We start from the raw sequence: 18,162 nt of genomic DNA on the forward strand, positions 1-18,162 counted from the left end.
GCACGGTGACGTCCGGGGCGGGGCCGGACTCGTCCGGCAGGTCGAAGAAGGACTCCTGACCGGCGGGCACCCGCGCGGGGCGCTCGGGCTCCGTCGGGTCGGCGACCTCGAGCTGCGCCACGGGCGTGTAACGCACCCCGCTGCCCGGCGCCGTCGCCGCGTGCCGCAGGATCCGCTGGACGAGGGCCACGTCCCAGCACCGATCCACCCGCACCCCCGCCGCCAGCCAGGCGGCGTACTCCGTCCCGACGTCGGCGAGCACCCAGCGGACCGTGCTCGGGTCCACGCCCAGGCGGGCGGGCAGACCGGCCACGAGCTCGGCCACGGACCCGGCGGGGCAGGAGCCCAGGGGAGAGGCGTCGTCCCCGTCCACGGCCCACCAGGCGCCGGGGCTGCCGACGGAAGCGGGGGCGGGGCCCAGGACGACGAACATGGTCCTCATTCTGCCCCGCCGCCTCCTCGGGGGGCGGGGAGAAGGGCTGTGCGACTTGCACGCTCGCCGAGCGAAGAACACACTGTGCGGACGCACCGGCGCGCAGCGGGCCGTCGGGCGCCACCCAGAGAGGACCCACCATGACAGCGACCCGGTCCGGCGGCGCCGCGACGTCTCGCCTCAACGCCAAGGTGGTCGGCATCTCGGTCGCCGCCGCGCTCGGCGGTTTCCTGTTCGGCTTCGACACCTCTGTCATCAACGGCGCCGTGGACGCCCTCGCCGGGGAGTTCGGCCTCGGCGCCGGTCTCACGGGCTTCGCCGTCTCCTCGGCGCTGATCGGCTGCGCACTCGGCGCCTGGTTCGCCGGGCCGATCGCCAACCGCCGCGGCCGCGTGCCCGTGATGGTGATCGCCGCGATCCTGTTCCTGGTCTCCGCCATCGGCTCGGGCCTGGCGTTCGGCGTGGTCGACCTGATCTTCTGGCGCATGGTCGGCGGCCTGGGCGTGGGCGCCGCGTCCGTGATCGCTCCGGCGTACATCGCGGAGGTCAGCCCGGCGCATGTGCGCGGTCGCCTCGGCTCGCTCCAGCAGCTGGCGATCGTCCTCGGCATCTTCGCCGCGCTGCTCACGGACGCGCTCTTCGCGACGATGGCCGGGGGAGCGGCGCAGCCGTTCTGGCTCGGTGTCGACGCCTGGCGCTGGATGTTCCTGGCCGAGGCTGTCCCGGCGGTGCTGTACGGCCTGTTCGCCCTGAAGTTGCCGGAGTCCCCGCGCTACCTGGTCGCCCGCGGTCGCACGGACGAGGCGGCCGAGGTCCTGCACGAGTTCACCGGCGTGGACCGGGTGAACCTGATGATCGAGGACATCCGGCGTTCGCTGGACTCGGAGCACCGCGAGTCGTTGGCGGACCTGCGCGGACCGGCGGCGGGCCTGCAGCCGATCGTGTGGATCGGCATCCTGCTCTCCGTCTTCCAGCAGGCCGTGGGCATCAACGTGATCTTCTACTACTCCACCACCCTGTGGCGCTCGGTGGGCTTCGGAGAGTCGGACGCCCTCACGGTCACCGTGATCACCTCGGTCACGAACATCGCCGTCACCTTCATCGCGATCGCCCTGGTGGACCGCGTCGGCCGTCGCCCCATGCTGATCGCCGGCTCCGCCGGCATGGCGGTCAGCCTCGGCCTGATGGCACTGGCCTTCTCCTTCGCGGAGACCGGCGGCGCCGAGTCCGTGTCCCTGCCGCAGCCGTGGTCCACGGTGGCGCTGGTGGCCGCGAACGCCTTTGTGGTGTTCTTCGGTGCCACCTGGGGTCCGCTGGTCTGGGTGCTGCTGGGCGAGATGTTCCCGAACCGCATCCGCGCCGGCGCGCTCGCCGTGGCCGCCGCCGCGCAGTGGGCGGCCAACTTCACCGTCTCCACCACGTTCCCGTGGTTGGCGGACATCGGCCTGACCCTCGCCTACGGTCTGTACGCGGTCATGGCGGCGCTGTCCCTGGCCTTCGTGGCGGCCTTCGTCCCCGAGACCAAGGGCAAGACGCTCGAGGAGATGAGCGACGTCGTCGTGCGTTCCCCGGGGCAGCGGCGCGCGGTGCGCGCCGAGGCGGAGCGGGATCTGCGCGGCTGACACCGCCCGTCCCGACGACGGCCCCCTCCCTGAGCTGCAGACAGGGAGGGGGCCGTGGTGTGTGCGGGGCGGGTCAGCCGGCGTCGGCGCCGGTCGCGGCCCCCTCGTCGTCGAGGCGCTCCAGGCCCTCGTCCTCGGAGTCCTCGATGAGACGGTCTCCGGCGATCTTGTCGACGATCATCGCGATGGCGGCGTCGCCGGTCACGTTGGTGGCGGTGCCGAAGGAGTCGATGGCGATGTACGTGGCGACCATGAGCGCGACCTGCGGCTCGGTGAAGCCGAGCATCGAGGTCAGCAGGCCCGAGGCCGCCACGATCGCGCCGCCGGGCACGCCGGGCGCCGCGACCATGGTGACGCCCAGCATGAAGATGAAGCCCACGAACACCGGGACGTCGATCGACTGGCCCGAGAGGAACAGCACCGCGATGGAGAACGAGACGATCTTCACGGTGGAGCCGGCCAGGTGGATCGTCGCGCACAGCGGCACGACGAACGAGGCGATCGGCCGGCGCACGCCGAGCAGCAGGGTCTGGCGCAGGGTCACCGGGATGGTCGCCGCCGAGGACGAGGTGCCCAGGGCCGTCGCGTAGGCCGGCAGCATCGTCTTCAGTGCCGTGAACGGGTTGCGGCCCGCGATCGCGCCCGCGACGACGTACTGGAGGAGCAGCAGCACCACGGTGAGGCCGAAGACCAGCAGGATCACGCCGAGGAACGTGGTGATGACCTTGAAGACCTCGCCGGCGGCGGTCATGTTCAGGAACACGCCGAAGATGTAGACGGGCAGCAGCGGCACGATCAGGCCCATGACGACCCGCTCGATGACCGATCGCAGCTGGTCGAAGCTCTCGTGCAGGGCGCCGCGCGGCAGCATCGTCAGGCCGATGCCGAGCACGAACGCGAGCAGCAGGGCCGTCATCACGCCGAAGGGCGGGTCCATCTGCACCTCGAACAGCGGGCCGAGCAGCGCGTCCTCAGGGTTGGCCATCCCCTCGAAGGACCCGGGCGTGAGGATCAGCGGGAAGACGAGCAGGCAGACCAGCAGGGCGCCGAAGCCGCCGACCAGGGTGGAGCCGTAGGCGATGCCGCCGGTCAGGGCCAGCAGCTTCCCCGCGCCCCGGCCGATGTCGCCGATGGCGGGGGCGACGAGCGCCAGGATCAGCACCGGGACGATGAAACCCAGGAAGTTCGAGAACAGCCCGTTGAAGGTGGCGAAGGCCTGCACGAGCCAGGTCGGCGCGACCAGGCCGACGAGGACGCCGGCCACGATCGCGACGAGGATGCGGGGCAGCAGGCCGAAGCGGCGGCGGGGCACGGCGACGGCGCCCCCGGAGTCGGGGCCGGACGCGTCGAGGGCATCGGAGTGGGAGCGAGACATGGCCGACACGCTAGCGCAGGCCGTCCTGCCCGTCGCCCGGTCGGTAGGCCATCCTTGGCGGTGCCGGTGACCCCCGTCGTGGCGCAGAACACAGGGAGCGCCACCATCTCGGGGAGCGTGCAAGAGCACGCCCGACCCACCCGGACCGAAGGAGACGACGATGACGGTCCTGCCCCGCCCCGCAGACGCCCGGGCCGCCCAGGGGTGCGCTGCCGGCGTGGAGGCCGCATGAGCGAGTTCCTCGCCTCACGCTGGCCCGACATCCTCTTCCGGGCGTGGCAGCACAGGTGGCTCGTGCTGCAGGCGCTGGCCATCGCCACCGTGCTCGCCATCGCGCTGGCCGTGATCGCCACGCGGATCAAGGCCCTGACCCCGATCGCGAACGCCTTCACGGCCGTCGGGCTGACCCTGCCCTCCTTCGCGCTCATCGGCGTCCTGATCCCCCTGGTGGGCATCGGGACCGTCCCCGCCGTCGTGGTGGTGGTCTTCTATGCCCTGCTGCCCATCCTCCGCAACGCGCCCGTGGGTCTGCGCGGCGTGGACCCGGAGGTGCTGGAGGCCGCCCGGGGGATGGGCATGGGGCCGGTGGCGCTGTTCACCCGGGTGCGTCTCCCGCTGGCCTGGCCCGTGATCCTCACCGGCATCCGGGTCGCGGGCCAGCTCGGCATGGGCGTGGCCGCGGTCGCGGCCTACGTCCTGGGGCCCGGACTGGGCTCGTACATCTTCACGGGGCTGGTCTCCCTGGGCGGCGCCAACGCGTTGAACTACGCCCTCGTGGGCACCCTCGGCATCGTCGTCGTCGCCCTCGTCCTGGACGGGCTGCTCGTGCTGCTCGGCCGGGTCACCATCTCGAAGGGACTGCGCGCATGAGCACCGACCGTGACGCCGGGGCCGAGATCCGTCTCGAGTCCCTGACGAAGCTCTTTCCGGGGCAGGACCGTCCCGCCGTGGACGCCCTGGACCTCATCATCCCCGCGGGGGAGACCGTGGTGTTCGTCGGCCCGTCCGGCTGCGGCAAGACCACCTCGCTGAAGATGATCAACCGCCTCATCGAACCCACCTCCGGGCGGATCCTGATCGGCGGGGAGGACATCACACGCCGTGACCCCACCCGGCTGCGCCGTCAGATCGGCTACGTCGTGCAGGGCGGCGGGATGATGCCCCACCTGTCCGTCGCCGAGAACGTCGGCCTGGTGCCGCGCCTGCTCAAGTGGGACCGCCGGCGCATCGCCGACCGTGTGGACGAGCTGCTCGAGCTCGTCGGCCTGGACCCGGCGATCTATCGGGACCGTTTCCCGCGCGAGCTGTCCGGCGGACAGCAGCAGCGCGTCGGCGTGGCCCGGGGCCTCGCGGCGGATCCTCCCGTGCTGCTCATGGACGAGCCCTTCGGCGCCGTGGACCCCCTCACCCGCCAGCGCCTGCAGCAGGAGATGCTCGACATCCAGGCCAGGGTGGGCAAGACCATCGTGATGGTCACCCACGACGTGGATGAGGCCGTGCTCCTGGGCGACCGGATCCTGGTGCTCGAACCCGGCGCGCACGTGGCCCAGTACGCCACCCCCGAAGAGGTCCTGGCGCGGCCGGCCACCGAGTTCGTGGCCGACTTCGTGGGGTCGGGGGCGGGGCTCAAGCGGCTGGGGCTGCGGTCGGTCGACTCGCTGCCGCTGCGCCCGATCGCACCGCACCCGACGGGCCCGCTGCCGGGCGGGCCCGTGCTCGACGCGGCCACCCCGATCAGCGAGGCCCTCGCGGCGCTGGTCACGGCCCCGGCGGAGGAGATCGCCGTGGTCCGTGATGGCACGGTCATCGGTCTGCTCGACTATCCGACACTGCGCGCGCACGCCCGCGCCGGCGACGAGCAGGCTCGGCCATGATCGCCCGGCTGCGTGCGGCCTCCGCCGAGGACCGCCTGCTCCTGATCGGCCTGCCGCTGCTGGTGGCCGCCCTGCTGATCGGGTGGACCGTCTGGGTGCGCGGGGCCGCCCTCGACGACGTCGAGGCCCGGCTGCTGACCTGGCCCACCGTCCTGCGCCTCACCGCCGAGCACCTGGCCCTCGTCGGCGTGTCCACCGTTCTGGTCGTGGCGACGGCCATCCCGCTCGGCGTGCTGCTCAGCCGCCCCGCCGCCCGGCGGTTCACCCCCGTCGCCATGGGGCTGGCCAACGCCGGTCAGGCCGCCCCCGTGATCGGTGTGATCGTCCTGCTCGCCATGGCGTGGGGGTTCGGCTTCCGGGTCGCCGTCCTGGCCCTGTCCCTCTACGCGTTCCTGCCCGTGCTGGCCAACACCCTGGCCGGGCTGCGGGGCGTCGACCCCACCGTCGTCGAGGCGGCCCGCGGCATGGGCATGTCGCCGGTGCAGACCCTGCTCCGGGTGGAGCTGCCCTTGGCCCTGCCCGTGATCATGGCGGGTCTGCGGACCGCCCTGGTGCTGCTGGTGGGCACCGGGGCGTTCGCGACGTTCATCGACGCCGGCGGCCTCGGCCTGCTCATCCAGACCGGGATCGTCCTGTTCCGTTTCCCGCTGCTCGTCTCGGGGGCGATCCTCGTGGCCGCCCTCGCCCTGATGATCGAGTGGATCGGCCGCCTCGTCGAGACGCTGGCCACGCCGAGGGGGCTCGCATGACCACCCCGCGCGCGACCCTCCCGTCCCGCCGCCGCGGCCGGACCCCCGCTCGTGCCGCGCTCGCCGCGCTCGGCCTGGCGGCCTCCCTGGTCCTGTCCGGGTGCGGGCTGAGCACCGCCGGCGGCTACCTGCCCTCGGGCACGCCCGCCGGCGACGTCGCCGGGATCGACCTCGAGGGCGCCCACGTGGCGGTGGGCTCCAAGAACTTCAACGAGGGCGTCGTGCTCGGCAAGATCACCGCGATCCTGCTGCGCTCCGCGGGGGCCGACGTCGAGGATCTGACCAACATGCCGGGTTCGCTCAGTGCGCGCCAGGCCCAGGTCGCGGACGTCGTGGACGTCGAGTGGGACTACACGGGGACCGCCTGGATCACGTACCTGGGCCACACCGATCCGATCCCGGACGCCCAGGCGCAGTGGGCCGCGGTCCGGGACGAGGACGCGCAACAGGGCTTGGTGTGGCTGCCGCCGGCCGAACTCGACAACACCTACACCTTGTCCGTGCGCCAGGACCGTGCGGAGGAGCTCGGCGTGGAGACACTCGCGGACATCAAGGACCTCCCCACGGAGGAGCAGTCCTTCTGCGTGAGCGCCGAATTCGCCGCCCGCAACGACGGGTTCCTGCCCATGCTCGAGTCCTACGGGATCGAACGGCCCACCGGATCCCGGCTGCGCCAGATGGACATCGGGGCGGTGTTCGCCGCGGTGGCGGACGGGTCGTGCACCTTCGGGGAGGCGTACTCCACGGACGGGCGGATCGCCGCGCTGGACCTGACGACCCTGCAGGACCCGCTGAGCTTCTTCCCGAAGTACAACGCGGCCCCCATCGTGCGCGAGGAGGTCCTGGCCGAGCACCCCGAGATCGCCGACCTGCTGGCGCCCGTGACCGCGCGCCTGGACAACGCGACGGCCGCGCGCCTGAACGCCCGGGTGGACGTCGACGGCGAGGAGCCCACCCAGGTCGCGTGGGACTGGCTCCGCGAGGAGGGCCTGATCACCGACTGACGGTCACCCGCCGCGTGGCACGGCGGATCAGGCCGCCGTCAGCGTGCGCGAGTAGACCGTCCGGCCGGCGGCGTTGATCAGACGCACCCGGAACTCGCGGCCGTCCTCGGGGATCTCGACGTGGCCGAAGTACTGGTGCTCGCCGGAGCGCGGCGAGCCCATGACCGGCCCGTGCGCCTCGAAGTCCAGGCGCGGGCCGAAGGTGCCGTCCAGCGTGTTCGGGCCGGACGATCCGGCGTTGATGGGGCCGGCCACGAACTCCCAGAACGGCTCGAAGTCGGTGAACGCCGCGCGCAGCCCGCGGATGAGCCACTGCAGCTGTTCCTCGCCCAGGATCGGGGTCTCGTGGGTCTCGAGACGCTGGGTGTTCTCGCCCTTGTGGGTGCGCATGTCCAGGGCGAACACGTCGAGCGTCGCGCCGCGGGGGATCCTGCGGTGGATGCGGGTGGGCGCGAGGCCGGAGCCGCGGTGCAGGGCCGTGGAGTCGGCGATCGGCATGTACTCCTGCCACGCTCGCCGGGCGCCGTCGTGAAGCGGGCCACGGCCGACTCGCCCAGGCGGCCGGCCTCGTCCTCGAACGCGTACGTCACCTCGAAGCGGGCGCCGGAGGGCAGCGTGTCCGCGAGGATCTTCGCGGTGTGCTCGGCGGCCCCGTCGACCCAGCCGGAGCGCAGGGTCAGCCCGCGAGCGAAGCGGCCGCGCAGCACCAGCCCGTCCTCGTCGACCGCGCGCAGCGTGGCGTGCAGGCGCGAACGGCCGGACTCGGCCAGGCCCCCGGGTGTGTGGCCTCGGGCTGACCCTCGGGTGAACTTCCGACGCCGGCCCCGGCGGCAGCGGGGTCGACCGGCCCGGGGCCGCTCAGCGCAGGGCGGTGACCGTCCGGACGGCGTCGACGATCGCGTCCGCCGCGGCGTCGAGCAGCGGGGCGTCGGCGTCCGGGCCGAACGTGCAGCGCAGGGCCGTGCGGGCCTCGTCCTCGCTGAGGCCCAGCGCGAGCAGGGCCGGGGACGGCTCGGCGTCGTGGGCCGAGCACGCGGACCCCGCCGAGGCCAGCACGCCCCGGCGGGCCGCCTCCTCCAGCACCGACTCGCCGTTCACGCCGGGCAGCACGAACGAGGCGTGACGCGGCAGCCGCCGCGCGGGATGGCCGGTCAGCCGCGCGTCGGGCACGAGCGCCCGGACGCCGTCGAGCACGCGCGCCGCGAACCGGTCCCGCAGCCCGGACCACGCGTCCGCGGCCGCGGTGCGCTCCGCCTCGGCCTCCTCGAAGGCCGCCGCGAACCCGGCGGCACCGGCCACGTTCTGCGTCCCGGACCGCCGGCCCCGCTCCTGGCCGCCGCCGGGCACGAGCGGTTCCAGGGCGTGACCCGGGCGCACCCACAGCGCGCCGACCCCCTTGGGCCCGCCCACCTTGTGCCCGGACAGCGCCACGAGATCCGCCCCGAGGGCGCGCACGTCCACCGGGATCTGCCCCGCGGCCTGCACCGCGTCCACGTGCACCGGCACGCCCGCCTCCCGGGCGACGGCGGCCAGCTCGGCCACCGGCTGCACCGTGCCCACCTCGTTGTGGGCCAGGTGCACGCTGACCAGCGCGGTGTCCGGGCGCAGGCGGGCGGCGAGGTCGTCCGCCGAGGTCAGGCCGTCACGGTCCAGCGTGAGGTGCTCGACCTCGACGCCGTGCAGCCGGGCCAGCTGGTCACAGGACTGCCGCACCGCGCTGTGCTCGATCCCCGTGGTCAGCACGTGGTTCGCCGGGCGGCCGGCGAGGATCCGGGCGCGCACCGTGCCGAGCACGGCGAGCGCGTCGGCCTCCGTGCCGCCCGAGGTGAACACGACCTGCCCGGCCCGGGCGCCGATCGCGCGGGCCACCCGCGCGCGGGCGTCCTCGAGCAGGGCCGCCGCCGCCCGGCCGGCCTCGTGCGCCGAGGAGGGGTTGCCGTAGACGCCGGTGAGGGCGGGCCACATCGCCTCCAGCGCGCTGCGCCGGACGGGCGCGGTAGCCGCGTGGTCCAGGTCGAGGGTGGTGCTCATCGGCGCGGCGAGCCCTCCTCGACCACGGCGTCCAGGCCCAGGTCCAGGGACCGGACGGTATGGGTCAGCGCCCCCACCGAGATCACGTCCACGCCCGTGGCCGCGATCGCCCCGATCGTCTCCAGGCTCACCCCGCCGGAGGCCTCGACGACGGCGCGGCCCGCCACGAGCTCGACGCCGGCCCGCAGCTCGGCCGGCGAGAAATTGTCCAGCATGATCGTGTCGACCCCGGCGGCGAGCACCGCCGGGATCTGCTCGAGCCGGTCGACCTCCACCTCCACGTGGGTGGTGTGCGGCAGGCGTGCCATCCCGGCGCGCAGGGCCGCGGTGAGGGCCTCGCCCGGGTCGCCGGCACCGCCGAACCCCAGCGCGGCCAGGTGGTTGTCCTTGAGCATCACGGCATCCGAGAGGCTGAAGCGGTGGTTGTGCCCGCCTCCGTCCCGCACCGCCTGCCGTTCGAGCACGCGCAGACCCGGGGTGGTCTTGCGGGTGTCCACCACCCGCGCGTGCCCGCCGCCGGCGCGCACGGCGGCCACGTGGGCGGCCGTCGTCGTGGCGATCCCGGACAGCCGCTGGACGAGGTTCAGCGCCACGCGTTCGGCGCGCAGCACCGAGCGGGCGGGGCCCGCGACCTCGGCGACGACGGCGCCGGGGGACAGGTCGGCGCCGTCGGCCAGGTGCAGGGTGACGGACACGGCCGGGTCGACGAGCCGGAAGGCGGCCTCGAGGGCGTTCGTGCCGGAGAGCACCCCGGCCTCGCGGGCCACCACGCGCGCGGTGATCCGGGCGTGCTCCGGGACGAAGGCCTCCGAGGAGACATCACCCCAGGGCGCGTCCTCGGCGAGCGCGGCGGCCACGATCCGCTCCACGTCCGGCTGCGGGGCCGGCGTCGCCGGGGCGCGGTCGGCCGGGGTCACGTCCCGGCCCCGGCGGACTGCGCGGCCGACTGCTTCGGCGCGACGGCCAGCATCCGCTCGAGCGCGGTGCGGGCCGGGTCGGCCACGGACGCGGGCACGGTGATCCGGTTGACCACGCGGCCGGCCACGAGCTCCTCGAGCACCCACGCGAGGTAGCCGGGGTGGATGCGGTACATCGTGGAGCACGGGCAGATCACGGGGTCGAGGCAGAAGATCGTGTGCTCGGGGTGCTGGGCGGCCAGGCGCTGCACGAGGTTGATCTCGGTGCCGATCGCGAAGGTCGAGCCGGCCGGCGCCGCCTGGATGGCCTTGACGATGAAGTCGGTGGACCCGGAGGAGTCCGCGGCCTCCACCACGGGCAGGGGGCACTCGGGGTGCACGATCACCTGGACGTCCGGGTGCTCGGCGCGGGCCTGCTCGATCTGCGCGACCGTGAAGCGGCGGTGCACCGAGCAGAAGCCGTGCCACAGCAGGACCTTCGCGTCCCGCAGGGCGTCCTCGGAGTTCCCGCCCAGCGGCAGGCGGGGATTCCACGTCGGCATCTGCTCGAGTGGGATCCCCCTGGCGCGGCCCGTGTTCCGGCCCAGGTGCTGGTCCGGGAAGAACAGGACGCGCTGGGCACGCTCGAACGCCCAGTCCAGCACGGCCGAGGCGTTGGAGGACGTGCACACGATGCCGCCGCGCTCGCCGACGAAGCCCTTGAGGGCCGCGGAGGAGTTCATGTAGGTCACGGGCAGCAGGGGCACGCGCCCGTCGTCGTCCGGCTCGGTGCCGTAGACCGCCTCGAGCTGCTCCCACGCGTCCTCGACCGAGTCCAGGTCGGCCATGTCCGCCATGGAGCAGCCGGCGGCGAGGTTGGGCAGGATGACGGCCTGGTCCGGGGTGGAGAGCAGGTCCGCGGTCTCCGCCATGAAGTGCACGCCGCAGAACACGATCGCCTCCGCCTCGGGCCGGCCCTGGGAGGCCCGCGCGAGCTGGAAGGAGTCGCCCACGAAGTCGGCGTGCTGGACGACCTCGTCGCGCTGGTAGAAGTGGCCCAGCACGACGACGCGTTCGCCGAGCGTCTGCCGCGCCGCGCTGATCCGGGCGTGGAGCTCCTCGTCGGAGGCCCGCTGGTACTCCTCGGGGATGCGGCCCTGCACGGGGGCGTCGGCCGGGACGGCGTCGTCCTGCGATGCGCCGGGGCCGTAGGCGGGCAGGCCGGCGTCGAACGCCCAGGGGCCGCGGGTCAGGTCGGGGGAGCACGAGGAGCCGCGCGCGGCGTCCTTGTCGATCAGGGTCAGGGTGCGGGCCACCGAGGCGGTGGTTCCGGTCGGGGTGGTCATGGGTGACTCCTGGGTCGGGGCTGGTGGGTCAGCGGCGGGCGTCCGGCCCGGCGGGATCGGGGTCGGTCCCGGGCCCGGCGGGCCGGTAGCGGTAGAGCTTGGGCGGGCGGTGCGGGGTGCCGCCGCGGACCTCGCCGGTCTCCTCGAGGGTCCCGGCGGCGAGGGTGGCGCGGCGGAAGTTGGCGGCGTCGAGGCCGCGGCCGAGGACGGCCTCGTGCACGGCGCGCAGCTCGGCGAGGGTGAAGGAGGGCCCCAGCAGCGCGTGCCCGACGCCGGCTCGCGGCAGGTCCGCGCGCAGGCGCGCCACGGCCGCCGCCAGGATCTGGGCGTGGTCGAACGCCAGCGCGGGCGGCGCGTCGGCCCGGTGCCAGCGCACATGGACGCCGATGGGCAGCCCGGCCACGTCCGGGTCCGGGCGGGACGCCGGGGCGGCGCCGTCGTCGTCCAGGGCGGGGCTGAGCGCCCAGTGGGCCACCGTGAGGACGCGTCCGGTGGGGGAACGGTCCACGGCGCCGAACGCCGCCAGCTGCTCGAGGCGACGGACGGGACCGGGCACGCACTCGGCGGCCACGCGTGCGGCGACGTCGGCCAGCTCCTCGTCCGCGCCGAGCCACGCGCCCGGCAGCGCCCACCGGTCCAGGAACGGCTCGCGCATCCGCGGGACGAGGGCGACACAGAGGCGGGGCACGCCGTGCGGGTCCGGGCGCACGCCGAAGACGGCCGTGGACACGGCCACGCTGACGCGGGCCTCAGCGACCGGCATGGGACCTCCCGGGGCGGACTGGCGGGGCTGTTCTGGTCAGTATGACACTGTTCGCGCCCATCTCAGAGGGTCGAGATGACTGTAAGGCGGGGGAGGCGCCGGCGCGGTCCCGCGCTAGCCTGAGTCGGGTGAACACGACCGCCGCCGCCTCCGACCCGTCCGACGCCCCCCTGGCCTCCACCCGCATCGGGGAGGGCCCGCGCCGCGTCGCGTTCCTGCACGGCCTCATGGGCCGGGGCCGGAACTTCACCGGCCCGGCCAAGGAGCTGGGCGACGACTTCACGGTGGAGCTGATCGATCTGCCGGACCACGGCGCCTCGCCCTGGACGGACCGGGTGGACTACCGCGAGATCGCGGACCGGGTGGCCGCCCACCTGCGCGCCGGCCTCGCCGCCGACGGGCCGGTCCACCTGCTGGGCCACTCGATGGGCGGCAAGGTCGCGATGGTGCTCGCCCTGCGGCACCCGGAGCTCGTGGACCGGCTGATCGTGGAGGACATCTCCCCGCGGCTCTCACCGCAGGCCACGGACGAGTTCGTGCACCTGCTGGGCACCATGCTGCGCATGGACCTGGACGCGTACGACTCGCGGGCCGAGGCCGACGCGGCCATGGCCGAGCACGTCCACGACGCGCGGGTGCGCGGCTTCCTGCTGCAGAACCTGCGGCGCACGGCCGGCCACTTCGCGTGGCAGCCCAACGTGGCCATGCTCTTCGAGCACCTGCGGGAGATCGGCTCGTTCCCGGACCCGGTGGTCCCCGAGGATCCGGAGCGCGTGTTCGACCATCCGGTCCTGTGGCTGGCCGGCGCCGAGTCGGACTACGTCCAGGACGAGGACGTGCCGTGGATGAAGGAGCTGTTCCCGCGCGTCGTGCGCGTGACCGTCCGTGACGCCGGCCACTGGCTGCACGCCGACCAGCCCGAGGCCTTCGTCTCCGCGGTGCGCACCTTCCTCACCGCCGACTGACGGGGCCCGTCGGGAGACGGAGACAGCGCCGAGGCCCGCAGACGCGCCGCCACGTTCCGTACGTAGCGGCGCGTCTGCGGGCCTCAGCGTGGGGCGCGGGTGGGGGCGGACCCGTCGGCCGCCGCATCAGTGGGCGGGCGCGGCCTTCTTCCCGCGCAGGCGTCCGACGAGCAGGACCACCCCGAGCGCGACCGAGCCCCAGAGCAGGCCCCACACAGCCGATGTCGCGGTGTCCGTGAGCCAGCCGAGGAACGCGCCGGCGGCGTGCGTGACGGGCTCGACGATCCCGTGCTGCACGGCGTAGGGCCACGGAACGCCCAGCGCGTCCAGCTCCACGAGGGCGATGTGGCCGCCCACCCAGAGCATCGCCACGGTGCCGATGACGGTCACCACGCGCAGCACGTGCGGCATGGCCTTGACCAGCCCGGCGCCGAATGAGCGGCCGCCGGAGGTCGAGGCGTTCTGGTGCAGGTGCAGGCCGACGTCGTCCATCTTCACGATCAGCCCCACGGCCCCATACACGCCCACGGTGATGAGGACGGCCACCACCGCCAGGACCGCCGCCTGCATCCAGAAGCCCAGGTCGGCCACCTCGTTCATGGAGATGACCATGATCTCCAGGGACAGGATGAAGTCCGTGGTGATGGCCCCGCGCACCACGGTGTCCTCGGCCTCCGGACCCCGCTCGACGGCGGGCTCCTCGTCGTGGGCATGCCCGTGGCCGGTGAGCTTGCCCCACACCTTGTGCGCGCCCTCATAGGACAGGTAGGTGCCGCCGGCCAGCAGCAGCCACGGCAGGATCCAGGGGGCGAGCCAGTCGAGCAGCAGCAGCGCGGGCAGGATGAACACGAGCTTGTTGCGCAGGGAGCCCTTGGTGATCCGCCAGATCATCGGCAGCTCGCGGGCCGCGGCCGCGCCGGCCATGTACTGCGGGGTCACCGCGGCGTCGTCGACCACCACGCCCGCCGCCTTGGCCGCGGCTCGTCCCGCTCCGGCGGCCACGTCGTCCACGCTCGCGGCGGCGAGGCGGGCGAGGGCGGCGACGTCGTCGAGCAGGGCTACGAGTCCGACCATGGTTCCTCCTGGGGTGGGTCCGACGGGCGCGCCGGTGCGCGGGCAGGGCGCAGGTTGAGCATAGCGGCGAGGACGGACACGCACCGGCCCGGCCCCGTGGGGGACCGGGCCGGTGCGCGCGCGGCCGACGAGGCCGCCGGTGGGCTCAGGCGTCGTTCTCGGTGGTCTCCACGGGACGAGAGCCCAGGCGGCCGTCGATGCGGAGCAGGCCCGAGCCGTCGTCGCCGACGAGCTCGAGCTGGCCCACGATCTCGGAGACGGTGGCCTCCTCCTCGATCTGCTCGTCCAGGAACCAGTTCAGCAGCGGGCGCGAGTTGAGGTCGCCCGCGGACTCGGTGGCTCGGTACAGCTCGCGGATCGCCTCGGAGACCTTCTGCTCGTGCGCGAGCGCGGCCCGGAAGATCTCCAGGGCCGACAGGCCGGCCTGCACGGGCGGGGCCGGGATGGCGCCGATCGTCGGGAAGCTGTCCCGGTCGGCGACGTGGTCGATGAACTTGTTCGCGTGGACGATCTCCTCGTCCGCCTGGTGCCGCAGCCACGCGGCCATCCCGGACAGGTCCAGGTCGTCGGCGGCGATCGCGAGCTGGCGGTAGACCATGGACGCCTCGAACTCGAGGGTGATCTGGTCGTTGAACTTCTGCAGCAGGTCATCGGTGAGCTTCATGCCTCGAACTCTAGGCAGGCGGCCGGGGCGCGGTGAAGGCGCGCCCGCCCCTCATCGAGGAGCGACGACGGCGGGCGGCCGGTTCCGCCGGATTCGGCGCCCCGCGGTGCCAGCCCTAGGCTGGGCGCCGTGTCCGAGACCCGCCGCGCCCGCCCGGGCGTCGACCCCGTGTCGACGCCGCCCTCCGACGTGCCGCGGGGCCCGGGGGGCCGGGACGCGCTCGTGCGCCGCCGCGTGTTCCGGACGCCCCTGCTGCGCCGCGTGGTCTACGCGGTGGTCTTCGAGCTGCTCGCCATCCTCTTCACCACCGTGATCCTGGCGGCGCTCGGCAACGGCGGCGGGCCCTCGCTCGCCGTGGCGGTCGTGTCCTCGACCGTGGCCCTGCTGTGGAACATCGTGTTCAACTCGGTGTTCGAGACCCTCGAACGCCGCCTCGGGATCACGGGCCGGCCCTGGGGGGTGCGCGTGGCCCACGCCGTCGGCTTCGAGGGCGGGCTGATCGTGTTCCTCGTGCCCGCGGTGGCGCTGATCCTCGGCATCGGGCTGGGGGAGGCGTTCCTCATCGAGGCCGGCCTGCTCGTGTTCTTCCTCGTCTACGCCGCGGTGTACGCCTATGCGTTCGACTCGGTGTTCGGCCTGCCGGACTCGGCCGCCCGCGCCGAGGCCTGACCCGCCGCTCGGAGCAGGCGCGGCTCAGCGGGACGCCGGCAGCCCCAGGAACGCGCGGATCGCGGGCATCTCGCGGCGCACCTGGTCCAGGCCGAGCTCGTGGGCGGCGGCCAGCTTGGCCACGGACCGCTCGCCGTTGGCGATGGGCATGGTCTCGGGCACGAACAGATAGGCCCGTCCCTGCCGCTCCATCTCGAACAGGCGCTCGCGGGTGGCGTTGTACCGGCGCCAGCGCGTGAGCAGCGCGTCCGCGACGGCGGGGTAGCGCCGGAAGGTGCGCTGATAGAACGAGGGGAACCGCTCGGGCCGCTTCACGTACCCGCGCTCCCGGGTCAGGACCACGAGGACCTTCTCGAACCCCGCGTCCTCCGCCGCGGTCAGCGGGATCCCGCCGTCCACGCCGAGGGCGCCGTCCACGAACACGGTGCCCTCGGCGTGCACGGGGGGCATGAGGACCGGCATCGTGGACGACGCGCGGACGCGGACCATCAGGTCGGTCAGGGTGGTCATGTCGGAGCGGTCCCACCAGCGGGTCTCGCCGCTCGCGGCGTCGAACCCGCCCAGCACGAGCCGGGCGGGGTTCGCGCGGAACGTGGCGAAGTCGTAGGTCAGGTCCGCCTCGGGCAGGCCGGCGTGCTCGTAGATGTACTCGGCGTTGAACAGGCCCTTGCCGCGCACGAAGCTCAGCCAGTTGCCGAACCGAGGATCGTCGGCGAAGTCCACGAACGAGCGCCGCGCACGGGCCGGGTCGCGGGACAGGTAGTTCACGGCGTTGGACGAGCCCGCCGAGATGCCGGCCACGAAGTCCACGTGGATCCGCTCGCGCAGCAGTTCCGCCACCACGGCCGAGGTGAGCGCGGCGCGCATGCCCCCGCCCTCGAACAGCAGGGCCGTGTCGGTGACGTTGGACGTCATGGGCTCGGTCATGGTCGGTCCCTCCGTGTTCGCCGTCCGCCGAGCCGGGCGGGGAGTGCTCCCGTCCGGCCGCGCCCATCCTAGGCTGTCCCCATGGCGACGACCCACATGAAGAGCACCCCCGTCCACACCGTCGGTGAGCTGCCCCAGGTGGGTTCCCCCGCCCCCGACTTCACCCTCACCGGGGCGGACCTGTCCCCGGTGACCCTGCGGGAGCTGCGCGGCCGCCGCGTGATCCTGAACATCTTCCCGTCCCTGGACACCGGCGTGTGCGCCGCCTCCGTCCGCGAGTTCGACTCCCGCGTCGCGGACCTCGGGGACACCACCGTCGTGGCCGTGTCCGCGGACCTGCCGTTCGCCGCCGCGCGCTTCTGCTCGGTCGAGGGCATCGACCACGTCCGCAGCGGCTCTGTGTTCCGCTCGTCGTTCGGCGGCGACTACGGCGTGCGCATGACCGACGGTCCGCTCGAGGGCCTGCTGGCCCGCGCCGTCGTCGTGGTCGATGCCGACGGCGTGGTCCGTCATGCCCAGCTCGTCCCCGAGATCTCCGAGGAGCCGGACTACGAGGCCGCCCTGGCGGCCGCCCGGGGCTGAGCGTGACGCCGCCGGGCTGGCCGCCGCGCGCACGACGCTCGCCCCTGGCGTTCGTCATCGCGCTGTTCGGCGTGCTCGGGGCGCTGGTCCTGGCGGGGGGCCTCACCGCGCTCCTCGCCGGCCGGATGGTCGACGTCGCCGCGGACTCCGCCCCGACCGTGCCCGCCGCCGAGGCCCCGGCACGGGAGGCGGGCGAGCTCGCGGCGGGCCTGACCCACGTCCACGACGGCGTGACGGTGGACTGGTCCGCATCGGCCCACGACGGCTCGTCCCTGGACCCGGGCCAGCCGGTCGCGGACGCCCCGGGCATCCTCCTCGTGGAGACCGCCCTCGGCGCCCGCACCGGCACGGGGACCGGCATGGTGCTCTCCCCGGACGGGCTGGCGGTGACCAACTACCACGTGGTCGAGGACTCCTCGGAGGTGCACGTGGTGGTCGCGGACACCGGCGCGCGGCACACGGCCACGGTGCTCGGGCGCGATGCCGAGCACGACATCGCGGTGCTCGACGTCGAGGGCGTCTCAGACCTGCCGGTGGCCAGCGTCTCGCTGGACCCGGTGCGGCGCGGGGACCAGGTGGCCGCCGTCGGCAACGGCGGAGGCCAGGGTTATCTGACGGCCGTGCGCGGCACCGTGCTCGGCACGGACCGCTCGATCATGGCCGCGGCCGAGGGCACCGATCAGTACGCGCGCCTGTCCGGCCTGATCCAGACGGACGCGGACGTCGTGCCCGGCTACTCCGGCGGCCCGGTGGTGGACGACGCCGGCCAGGTGGTCGGCGTGACCGTGGCAGCCAGCGACGGGACCACCGCAGACGAGGTGGACGGCTTCGCGATCCCGCTGGAGGTGGCCTTCGACGTGGCGGACCAGGTCCTCTCGGGCGAGGAGACGGACACCGTGAGCATCGGTGCGGACGGCGCCCTGGGCATCATGGTCGGCGCGGATCCCGACGTCGGCGTCGTGGTCATGCAGGTGGACGCGGGCTCCGCCGCCGAGCAGATCGGCCTGGTCGAGGGCGATGTCATCCTCGAGATCGAGGGGCGGACCGTCGGCGACGACGCCTCCCGGATGTCCCGCCTGGTCAACGACCACAACGTGGGGGACCGGATCACCGTCCAGTGGCGCACCGCCGACGGCGAGGTGCGCGAGGCCGAGGCGGTCCTGCAGCCGGCCCTCGTGAACTGACCGG

Annotated in this window: 18 protein-coding genes and 1 pseudogene; 9 read left to right on the forward strand and 10 right to left on the reverse strand. The window is 73.9% G+C overall.

Annotated features, from left to right (window positions below):
* A pseudogene (locus SJ20_RS06660) lies at nt 1-433 on the reverse strand (bifunctional 3'-5' exonuclease/DNA polymerase); the annotation flags it as partial.
* A 140-nt stretch (nt 434-573) separates the two neighbouring features.
* Here SJ20_RS06660 and SJ20_RS06665 point away from each other — a divergent pair.
* Nucleotides 574-2,055 carry a sugar porter family MFS transporter gene (locus tag SJ20_RS06665; RefSeq protein ID WP_044659375.1) on the forward strand — a complete coding sequence of 494 codons (1,482 nt, stop codon included), beginning with the start codon at nt 574-576 and terminating at the stop codon, nt 2,053-2,055.
* Nucleotides 2,056-2,128: 73 nt separating this feature from the next.
* On the opposite strand, the gene SJ20_RS06670 is transcribed toward SJ20_RS06665, so the two are convergent.
* On the reverse strand, nt 2,129-3,430 hold the full coding sequence (locus SJ20_RS06670) for a dicarboxylate/amino acid:cation symporter (protein WP_044659376.1): 1,302 nt from the start codon (nt 3,428-3,430) through the stop codon (nt 2,129-2,131).
* Between the two features lie 228 nt (nt 3,431-3,658).
* Between SJ20_RS06670 and SJ20_RS06675 the strand changes: the two genes are divergently transcribed.
* The 4 genes from SJ20_RS06675 to SJ20_RS06690 are packed head-to-tail and all read left to right on the forward strand — an operon-like array spanning nt 3,659 to nt 7,057.
* On the forward strand, nt 3,659-4,300 hold the full coding sequence (locus SJ20_RS06675) for an ABC transporter permease (protein WP_044659377.1): 642 nt from the start codon (nt 3,659-3,661) through the stop codon (nt 4,298-4,300).
* A complete protein-coding gene (locus SJ20_RS06680; RefSeq protein WP_044659378.1) occupies nt 4,297-5,304 on the forward strand; it encodes an ABC transporter ATP-binding protein in 1,008 nt (335 codons plus the stop codon). Before SJ20_RS06675 ends, SJ20_RS06680 begins: the two co-directional genes overlap by 4 nt.
* Entirely contained in the window at nt 5,301-6,053 is a 753-nt protein-coding gene (locus SJ20_RS06685; RefSeq protein WP_044659379.1) for an ABC transporter permease, read from the forward strand. Before SJ20_RS06680 ends, SJ20_RS06685 begins: the two co-directional genes overlap by 4 nt.
* Nucleotides 6,050-7,057 carry a glycine betaine ABC transporter substrate-binding protein gene (locus SJ20_RS06690; protein WP_044659380.1) on the forward strand — a complete coding sequence of 336 codons (1,008 nt, stop codon included), beginning with the start codon at nt 6,050-6,052 and terminating at the stop codon, nt 7,055-7,057. The genes SJ20_RS06685 and SJ20_RS06690 overlap by 4 nt, the downstream gene beginning before the upstream one ends.
* Nucleotides 7,058-7,084: 27 nt before the next feature.
* On the opposite strand, the gene SJ20_RS12180 is transcribed toward SJ20_RS06690, so the two are convergent.
* From SJ20_RS12180 to SJ20_RS06715, 5 genes are all read right to left on the reverse strand, one after another.
* Nucleotides 7,085-7,555, reverse strand: a complete 471-nt coding sequence (locus SJ20_RS12180) for an alkaline phosphatase D family protein (RefSeq protein ID WP_036316437.1) — start codon at nt 7,553-7,555, stop codon at nt 7,085-7,087.
* Between the two features lie 360 nt (nt 7,556-7,915).
* Nucleotides 7,916-9,088: a cysteine desulfurase family protein gene (locus SJ20_RS06700; RefSeq protein ID WP_044659381.1), complete on the reverse strand. Its 1,173-nt coding sequence runs from the start codon at nt 9,086-9,088 to the stop codon at nt 7,916-7,918.
* Complete coding sequence (nadC, locus tag SJ20_RS06705) at nt 9,085-10,005, reverse strand: carboxylating nicotinate-nucleotide diphosphorylase (protein WP_044659382.1); 921 nt, start codon at nt 10,003-10,005, stop codon at nt 9,085-9,087. The genes SJ20_RS06700 and nadC overlap by 4 nt, the downstream gene beginning before the upstream one ends.
* A complete protein-coding gene (nadA, locus tag SJ20_RS06710) occupies nt 10,002-11,330 on the reverse strand; it encodes a quinolinate synthase NadA (protein WP_036316443.1) in 1,329 nt (442 codons plus the stop codon). The genes nadC and nadA overlap by 4 nt, the downstream gene beginning before the upstream one ends.
* A gap of 28 nt (nt 11,331-11,358) precedes the next feature.
* On the reverse strand, nt 11,359-12,093 hold the full coding sequence (locus SJ20_RS06715) for an NUDIX hydrolase (protein WP_044659383.1): 735 nt from the start codon (nt 12,091-12,093) through the stop codon (nt 11,359-11,361).
* A gap of 128 nt (nt 12,094-12,221) precedes the next feature.
* Here SJ20_RS06715 and SJ20_RS06720 point away from each other — a divergent pair, with 128 nt between their 5' ends.
* A complete protein-coding gene (locus tag SJ20_RS06720) occupies nt 12,222-13,058 on the forward strand; it encodes an alpha/beta fold hydrolase (protein ID WP_044659384.1) in 837 nt (278 codons plus the stop codon).
* A 126-nt stretch (nt 13,059-13,184) separates the two neighbouring features.
* Here SJ20_RS06720 and SJ20_RS06725 read toward each other — a convergent pair whose 3' ends face one another.
* Together SJ20_RS06725 and SJ20_RS06730 are read right to left on the reverse strand one after the other, a co-directional pair.
* Nucleotides 13,185-14,132, reverse strand: coding sequence for a DUF808 domain-containing protein (locus SJ20_RS06725; RefSeq protein ID WP_044659385.1), 948 nt, complete (start codon nt 14,130-14,132; stop codon nt 13,185-13,187).
* Nucleotides 14,133-14,277: 145 nt separating this feature from the next.
* Nucleotides 14,278-14,796 carry a ferritin gene (locus SJ20_RS06730; protein WP_020626453.1) on the reverse strand — a complete coding sequence of 173 codons (519 nt, stop codon included), beginning with the start codon at nt 14,794-14,796 and terminating at the stop codon, nt 14,278-14,280.
* A 129-nt stretch (nt 14,797-14,925) separates the two neighbouring features.
* Here SJ20_RS06730 and SJ20_RS06735 point away from each other — a divergent pair, with 129 nt between their 5' ends.
* The gene (locus SJ20_RS06735) at nt 14,926-15,465 is read left to right on the forward strand and encodes a PACE efflux transporter (protein ID WP_044659386.1); all 540 of its coding nucleotides are present in this window, start codon (nt 14,926-14,928) and stop codon (nt 15,463-15,465) included.
* 24 nt (nt 15,466-15,489) lie between these two features.
* Here SJ20_RS06735 and SJ20_RS06740 read toward each other — a convergent pair whose 3' ends face one another.
* Nucleotides 15,490-16,392: a patatin family protein gene (locus tag SJ20_RS06740; RefSeq protein WP_044659387.1), complete on the reverse strand. Its 903-nt coding sequence runs from the start codon at nt 16,390-16,392 to the stop codon at nt 15,490-15,492.
* 81 nt (nt 16,393-16,473) lie between these two features.
* Here SJ20_RS06740 and tpx point away from each other — a divergent pair, with 81 nt between their 5' ends.
* Nucleotides 16,474-16,974, forward strand: a complete 501-nt coding sequence (gene tpx / locus SJ20_RS06745) for a thiol peroxidase (protein WP_044659388.1) — start codon at nt 16,474-16,476, stop codon at nt 16,972-16,974.
* 2 nt (nt 16,975-16,976) lie between these two features.
* A complete protein-coding gene (locus SJ20_RS06750; protein ID WP_044659389.1) occupies nt 16,977-18,158 on the forward strand; it encodes a S1C family serine protease in 1,182 nt (393 codons plus the stop codon).
* Nucleotides 18,159-18,162 lie beyond the last annotated feature (4 nt).

Origin of the sequence: Micrococcus sp. MS-ASIII-49 (assembly GCF_000946635.1) — a bacterium.
Taxonomy (GTDB): domain Bacteria; phylum Actinomycetota; class Actinomycetes; order Actinomycetales; family Micrococcaceae; genus Micrococcus; species Micrococcus luteus.